This is a genomic window from candidate division KSB1 bacterium, assembly GCA_022562085.1.
Classification (GTDB): domain Bacteria; phylum Zhuqueibacterota; class Zhuqueibacteria; order Oceanimicrobiales; family Oceanimicrobiaceae; genus Oceanimicrobium.
Genome location: JADFPY010000305.1, coordinates 1 through 5,665 on the forward strand (window position 1 = coordinate 1; position 5,665 = coordinate 5,665).

Genomic DNA, 5,665 nt, shown 5'->3' on the forward strand with positions numbered 1-5,665 from the left:
GTTCAAATATTCCAAAATTAAGCATGCCCTGCTCAACCTGTTTTTTATCCTTACCACTCTGGTGGTGAATTTTGTTTTTGCGTTTTTCATTATCAAAGTCTGCGATTTCACCACTGTCAACAAGTTTGGGCTGCTTTATCTCGCCGACCTGCCTTTGTGGTTACATGTAATGCTCGGTGTGCTTTTGCTCGATTTTATCGGCGCTTACCTGATCCACTGGATCCATCACCAGGTGAAGTGGATGTGGAAATTTCATCTGATTCACCACACGGACACCAAAGTTGACGTCACCACCAGCCTGCGGCACCATCCCGGGGAAAGTTTGTTCAGGGTGATTTTTGCCCTGCTCGCCATCTTGATCGCCGGCGTTCCCGTTGGCGTCGTCATGGTTTATCAGACCCTGTCTGCACTGTTCGCACAAATTACCCACGCCAACATCAAAACGCCGGCAAAAATTGACCGGCTGCTTTCCTATATTTTTGTCACGCCTAAGATGCACAAAGTCCACCACCATTTTGCCCAGCCGCTGACCGACACCAATTACGGCAATATTTTTTCAATCTGGGATCGCTTGTTCCGTACCTTCGTAGAGGTTGAAACAAAAACTCTGCAATACGGCATCGATACCCACATGCAGACGGAGGAGCATAGCAGTCTAAAGAATTTACTTGCCATTCCGTTTCAGGCGTATCGCGCACCTGGTTCTTCAAAGTTTGGAGATAAAAGCAATTAATAACTTGTCGAGGGCTTTTGCTTTTCTAATTTGGGTTCGGTTCTTAGTAATAAATTGAGGGTAAACCTTCTCTCAAAAAAGGTTGATGTGAGGTTTATTCGGATTGAATGGGTAAGCGTCTTACTCGAAATCGTTTTTCATTCGCAGAAATTATTGCACCCTGTTTTAGTTCCTCTTTTGTATTATCTAAAATTTGCTTTAATAATCTATTTACATTTCGTGGTGTTTGATCCTGTAGTCTAAATATAATTACACTTGGTAGCATTGTACCTGCTAATGCTGCAATTTCACCAAATCAAGATCGAAAGTTAGAATAACTCTGCCTTCCTTTTGAGCTTTAGAAAAGATATCTTTGTCAGGCAGCTTTTGCAGTCCTTCCTCTCTTAGGTGTTTAGCCTCAAAGCCACTAGATTTTAGCCATTCAACCGTACTACTCGATACTCCCATATCTGCTAAGAATTTCATATTCAAATTTCGGAATATGAATGGACTTCGTCATTTGCCAGCCAGGCAGCGTATTTCAATGACTCCTGAATATCTGCACCTTCAAGATCGGGATATTCCGCAAGAATTTCTTTTTCAGACATTCCGTTGGCAATTAAATTCACTACAAGAGAAACAGGGATTCTCATACCCCGAATGCAGGCGCGTCCACGCATGATTTCAGAGTCAAAAGTAATTCTATTGAACATAAAGTACCTTAAATTAATATACTCGTTTAAATTGTCAAAGTAATATAAGAATCACTCTCAAAACCTACAAGTTAAAAGTCATCTTAAAACGGTCTGAAGATCGAGGTCGTTCCACCGCGCTGTTCGAGTTTGACACTGCTCAGGTGAGGCGCTTTGATGTTGATTTTGAAATAGAAGCCCTGGCCAATTCCGGATGGATTCCAGTTAAACTGCGCTTCCCAGCAGTGCAAATCCCGGTGAAAAGAAATTCTCTGATCGACAATTTCCGTTCCCTCTAAATCGTACCGCAGCCGGTAGCCGATGCGCCAATTTTTTGTCAGCTGCACTTGAACATTAGAAAGATCAACATAAGCCCTCTTGGTCGGATTCAAAGGATTGGACTTGCTTAGGCTGTATGAAAAAGCAAGGGAGGCGCGCCAGGGGATATCAAATGCGGAAAAAGCACTTTCCGGAGAAAAACGATCTTGAGGCTGACCCGATAATCCAGGTTGAGTTTGCTGCTGCTCTAATGTTGATCCGGGGCCCCCGGCAGCAGCAGCCTGGCTGGCCCTGCCGCTTTGAGTCGATTTTTTGCCGCTCAGGGTCCACCTGGCATCGATACTGAAGCGCGTCAGCCGGGGAGAAATAAACCGATTTACGGCCCGCTTGAGCTCTTCATCGAACTTATAAAAACTGTGTCCCACGCCTGCACTTACGGTGAGGTTCTTCCTGGGGCTGGCGCGGAAAGAGGTCGTTAGGTCACGCATCTTCAGACTGTCGGCGGCAAAATTGTAGCCGCTGCTAAAATTCAGATTAAACAAATTAATTTTCTTTTCGTTCTCCCCTTCTCCCAGCTTCATTTGAAAAAGATTGTTGAGACTATAATTCATACTCATCAATTTGCCGCGCGGCGTGCTGCGAAATTTATCCAGCCGTTTTTCCTGTCCCGAAGTATCTTCCAGAACTTCGTAGTACCCCCAAACTTTATCGGAAAAATCAGGCCGGTAGGAAAAAGAAAGTGAGGGACTCATCTTGTGCCGCATGGCACGGATCGGGCCTATTTTCGGATAGAACGTTCCAAATATGTTCGTGCTTGCCGAAGTCGAGTATTGAAATGTGCGGCGGGAGGCAAATCCTTTCTCTTCCGTGGACGCAAAAACATTGGTTGAATCTACCAGGCCAAAGGACTTTTTCCGGTCGAACCAGTCTTCATCATAGCTAAACGACTGGCTCCAACTCAGCCAACCGAACAGTTTCTTCGGATTTGTAAAACTGAGCCGGATATCATGTTCGGCCCGGCGGTCGATCTGCGCATCCGGGTCGCCGGTGCTGTCTTTTCGTACCGTATTAAGCAAAAATCCTTTATATGAATATCGAATCGAGTTGTACCAATTGGGCTGGTTTTTAGATCGGCCGGTTTCATCTTTCTTAAAGGGAAAGATCGCACTTTGACCGCGGGTAAAACGGAGCTGCGGCAGGGTTACCGTATTTCGACCGTTTTCCAGATCTTTTGTCTGCGAAAGGTTGATGCTAAGGCTATTCCTTCCTTCACCCCATCTTTTGTTAAACGTGGCATTTGAACGAAGCTGCCGGTTTAAACGCTGGCTCCGGTTGGCGCTGAATTCACGGTAAAAACTGTTATTGCTAACGAAACTCGCGCTAACTGAGAGACTTGTATTTGGATCGATTGTCTGATTATGGCGAATATCCAGATTCCAGCGGCGCTGCTTGGTATCGTCAAAAGTTTTTCTGGTATAGGAGCCTGAAACCGCGCCGGAGAAGTTATACCGCAGCTTATAATTCACATTGCTGCGAAAAAGGATGCCGGTCTTTTCAAAAAAATCCAGGGTAAAGCGGACATCCATGTAGTCATTTGTTGCCCAGTAGTAACCCATATTTCGCAGATATCTTCCTTCTGCGGGGCTGGTGCCGAAGTTCGGAAGAATGACCCCGGACTGGCGGCCGTTTTCTTTGGTTGGAAACATGGCAAACGGGAAAATCGCCAGGGGAATTTTCCCGATGAAGAAAATCACCGGTTTGACGATGACTTTATCGTTTAGGATGACTTTCATTTGCTTGCCGCGAAAATGGAAATGTGGCTCTTCCTTGTCACAGCTTGAGTATTTGCCGTCCGCCACATTGAACACGCTGGGATCGACGATCTTGACTATATCACCCTGGTAATAGCCTCTTTGAAATTTTGTCCGGCCGCGGAGTATCCTGCCCTTCTCGGTTTTAAAATTAAACTCCATGCGGTCGCCGACCATGGTCTCTTTGCCGTCTGAAAAAGTCGGCCGACCGATTTGTTTGACCGTGAGTGAATCACTGCCATTTGCGCCGTTTCCGGAGTCAGGCAAACTCTCAGCAATCAAAAGGTTGTCGTTCCAGCGAATGGTGATTTTGCCAGCCTTAATGGTAATATCGCCGAATTTAACTGTGGCGTCACCGAGGAGGCGGGTCACACGCCCATTTTCGGTTTTCTCGGTAATCATGGTTTTGTAGGTGTAATCGACCGGTTTACTCAGTCCCACGTTTGCCGGTTTTATGCCACTTTTTGAAGTCGAATCTTGATGAGTGTTCGTGAGAGGTTTGGTAATTTTGCTTACTTTTGAACTATCCAGGGCGGCTTGAGCTTTAAGTGCAGAGCTGTCGGGCGGGGTGATGACCTGTGCCCATGCAAACGAGAATTGCAGCAACAAAACGGCGAAGATAAAATAGTTGATTTTGGATTTTAAAGATTTGAACATGATATCATAAACACCCAAAAAACAAAGTTTTGTTCCGCTCTGAATTGGATTTGACTTTTTTTTAATTGCATGTTAAGGTTGTGTGATATATCTTTTTTTGGGGGAATAATAATAGATTAGAAACTGCAGTTACGGAAACTGCTGTGCTAATTTCCGTAACGATCTGTAGTGTAGCCGAAGTGGCCACACTTCGGGTCCGGTAGGCCGAAAACTGTGGCGAGTTCTGCTACCTGAATAAGATTGCTACAGAGATTAGCGCAGCGGTCTTTATAGTAGGAATTCCTCACGCTGGAGGAGATAAACGAGATCAAGATAAAGATTTATTTAAATGGCCATTAATACCGACATCCGGCGGCGAAAATCCATTCGGTTGCAGGAATATGATTATTCCAGCGCAGGCGCCTATTTCGTGACGATTTGCACCCATGACAGAGAATGTTTGTTCGGCACGGTGGCGGATGAAAAAATTGTCCTAAACGATACAGGAAGGATTGTTGAATCCGAATGGTTGAAGACGGCGGAAATTCGGGCCAATGTCTCCACGGACGCATACATCATCATGCCCAATCATGTTCACGGAATTTTGTTTATAGAGGAAATGGCTAACGTAGGGGCGACCGGACCGGTCGCCCCTACCAAATCAGGGACATTACAGCCAAATACATTAGGTTCAATAATTGGACAATTCAAATCAGTTGTGACCAAAAAAATCAGACAATCAGGCCGAATAAATTTCAAATGGCAGCGCGGTTTCTACGATCGCATCATCCGTAACGACGAACTAAACCGCATCCGTGAATACATCATCTACAATCCGTTGAAATGGCATGAAGACAAAGACAACCCTGCAAATTGGAAATAGATGGTTGGGACACGGTGCACCCACGGATTAATCAACCGACGGTCGATTTTTTTATAAATATGCGAGGAATTAATTTTTGACCCATAAATCCGCAGATACAGCAGACACTTCCACAAGCAGCACGGGCCTGGCCCGCAACCTGGGCCTGCTCGGCCTGGCGGCCACGGGCATCTGTTCCATGCTGGGCGCGGCCATCAACATTATTCCGTTCATGATCCAGCGCAGTGTGCCGGGTATCGGGCCGTATGTTTTACCGGCCTATTTGTTCGCGGCGGTCCCGGCCATTCTGGCGGCGCTGGCCTACGCTATTCTGGCCTCGGCCATGCCGCGGGCCGGCGGCAGCTATGTCTACGCCAGCCGCGCACTCAATCCGTACCTGGGGTTCGTCGCAAGTTTTTCCCAATGGTTCGGCCTCTCCGTTGCCATCGGGGTCGTGTCTTACGTGCTCATTCCATTTCTAAGGGACATCGCAACCGCGCTGGGTTGGCAGCTTTTGGCCGAAGCCCTGGATGCGGGTCCCATCCGGGTGATTCTGGCGCTGGCCTTTTTGTGGACTTTCGTCGCGGTGAACCTACGCGGGGTGCAATTGTACCAGCGCACCCTGGTGCCCATGATGTTTCTGATGTTCGCGCTGGGTGGCGTCGTTATCGTA

Annotated in this window: 5 protein-coding genes and 1 pseudogene; 3 read left to right on the forward strand and 3 right to left on the reverse strand. The window is 46.8% G+C overall.

All coding sequences use genetic code 11. The features are described 5' to 3' along the window. Positions 1–733, forward strand: a 733-nt coding sequence (locus IH879_18725; GenBank protein MCH7676961.1) for a sterol desaturase family protein, incomplete at its 5' end; no start/stop codon positions are given. A gap of 94 nt (positions 734–827) precedes the next feature. Here the strand turns inward: IH879_18725 and IH879_18730 are convergent. The 3 genes and pseudogenes from IH879_18730 to IH879_18740 all read right to left on the reverse strand — a co-directional run bounded on the left by IH879_18730 (position 828) and on the right by IH879_18740 (position 4,151). Further along, positions 828–1,198, reverse strand: a pseudogene (locus IH879_18730) (DUF5615 family PIN-like protein). A gap of 2 nt (positions 1,199–1,200) precedes the next feature. Further along, on the reverse strand, positions 1,201–1,425 hold the full coding sequence (locus tag IH879_18735) for a DUF433 domain-containing protein (GenBank protein ID MCH7676962.1): 225 nt from the start codon (positions 1,423–1,425) through the stop codon (positions 1,201–1,203). Between the two features lie 83 nt (positions 1,426–1,508). Further along, on the reverse strand, positions 1,509–4,151 hold the full coding sequence (locus IH879_18740; GenBank protein MCH7676963.1) for an LPS-assembly protein LptD: 2,643 nt from the start codon (positions 4,149–4,151) through the stop codon (positions 1,509–1,511). Positions 4,152–4,479: 328 nt separating this feature from the next. Between IH879_18740 and IH879_18745 the strand changes: the two genes are divergently transcribed. Beyond that, positions 4,480–5,013, forward strand: coding sequence for a transposase (locus IH879_18745; GenBank protein ID MCH7676964.1), 534 nt, complete (start codon positions 4,480–4,482; stop codon positions 5,011–5,013). A 178-nt stretch (positions 5,014–5,191) separates the two neighbouring features. Further along, positions 5,192–5,665, forward strand: a 474-nt coding sequence (locus tag IH879_18750) for an amino acid permease (protein MCH7676965.1), incomplete at its 3' end; no start/stop codon positions are given.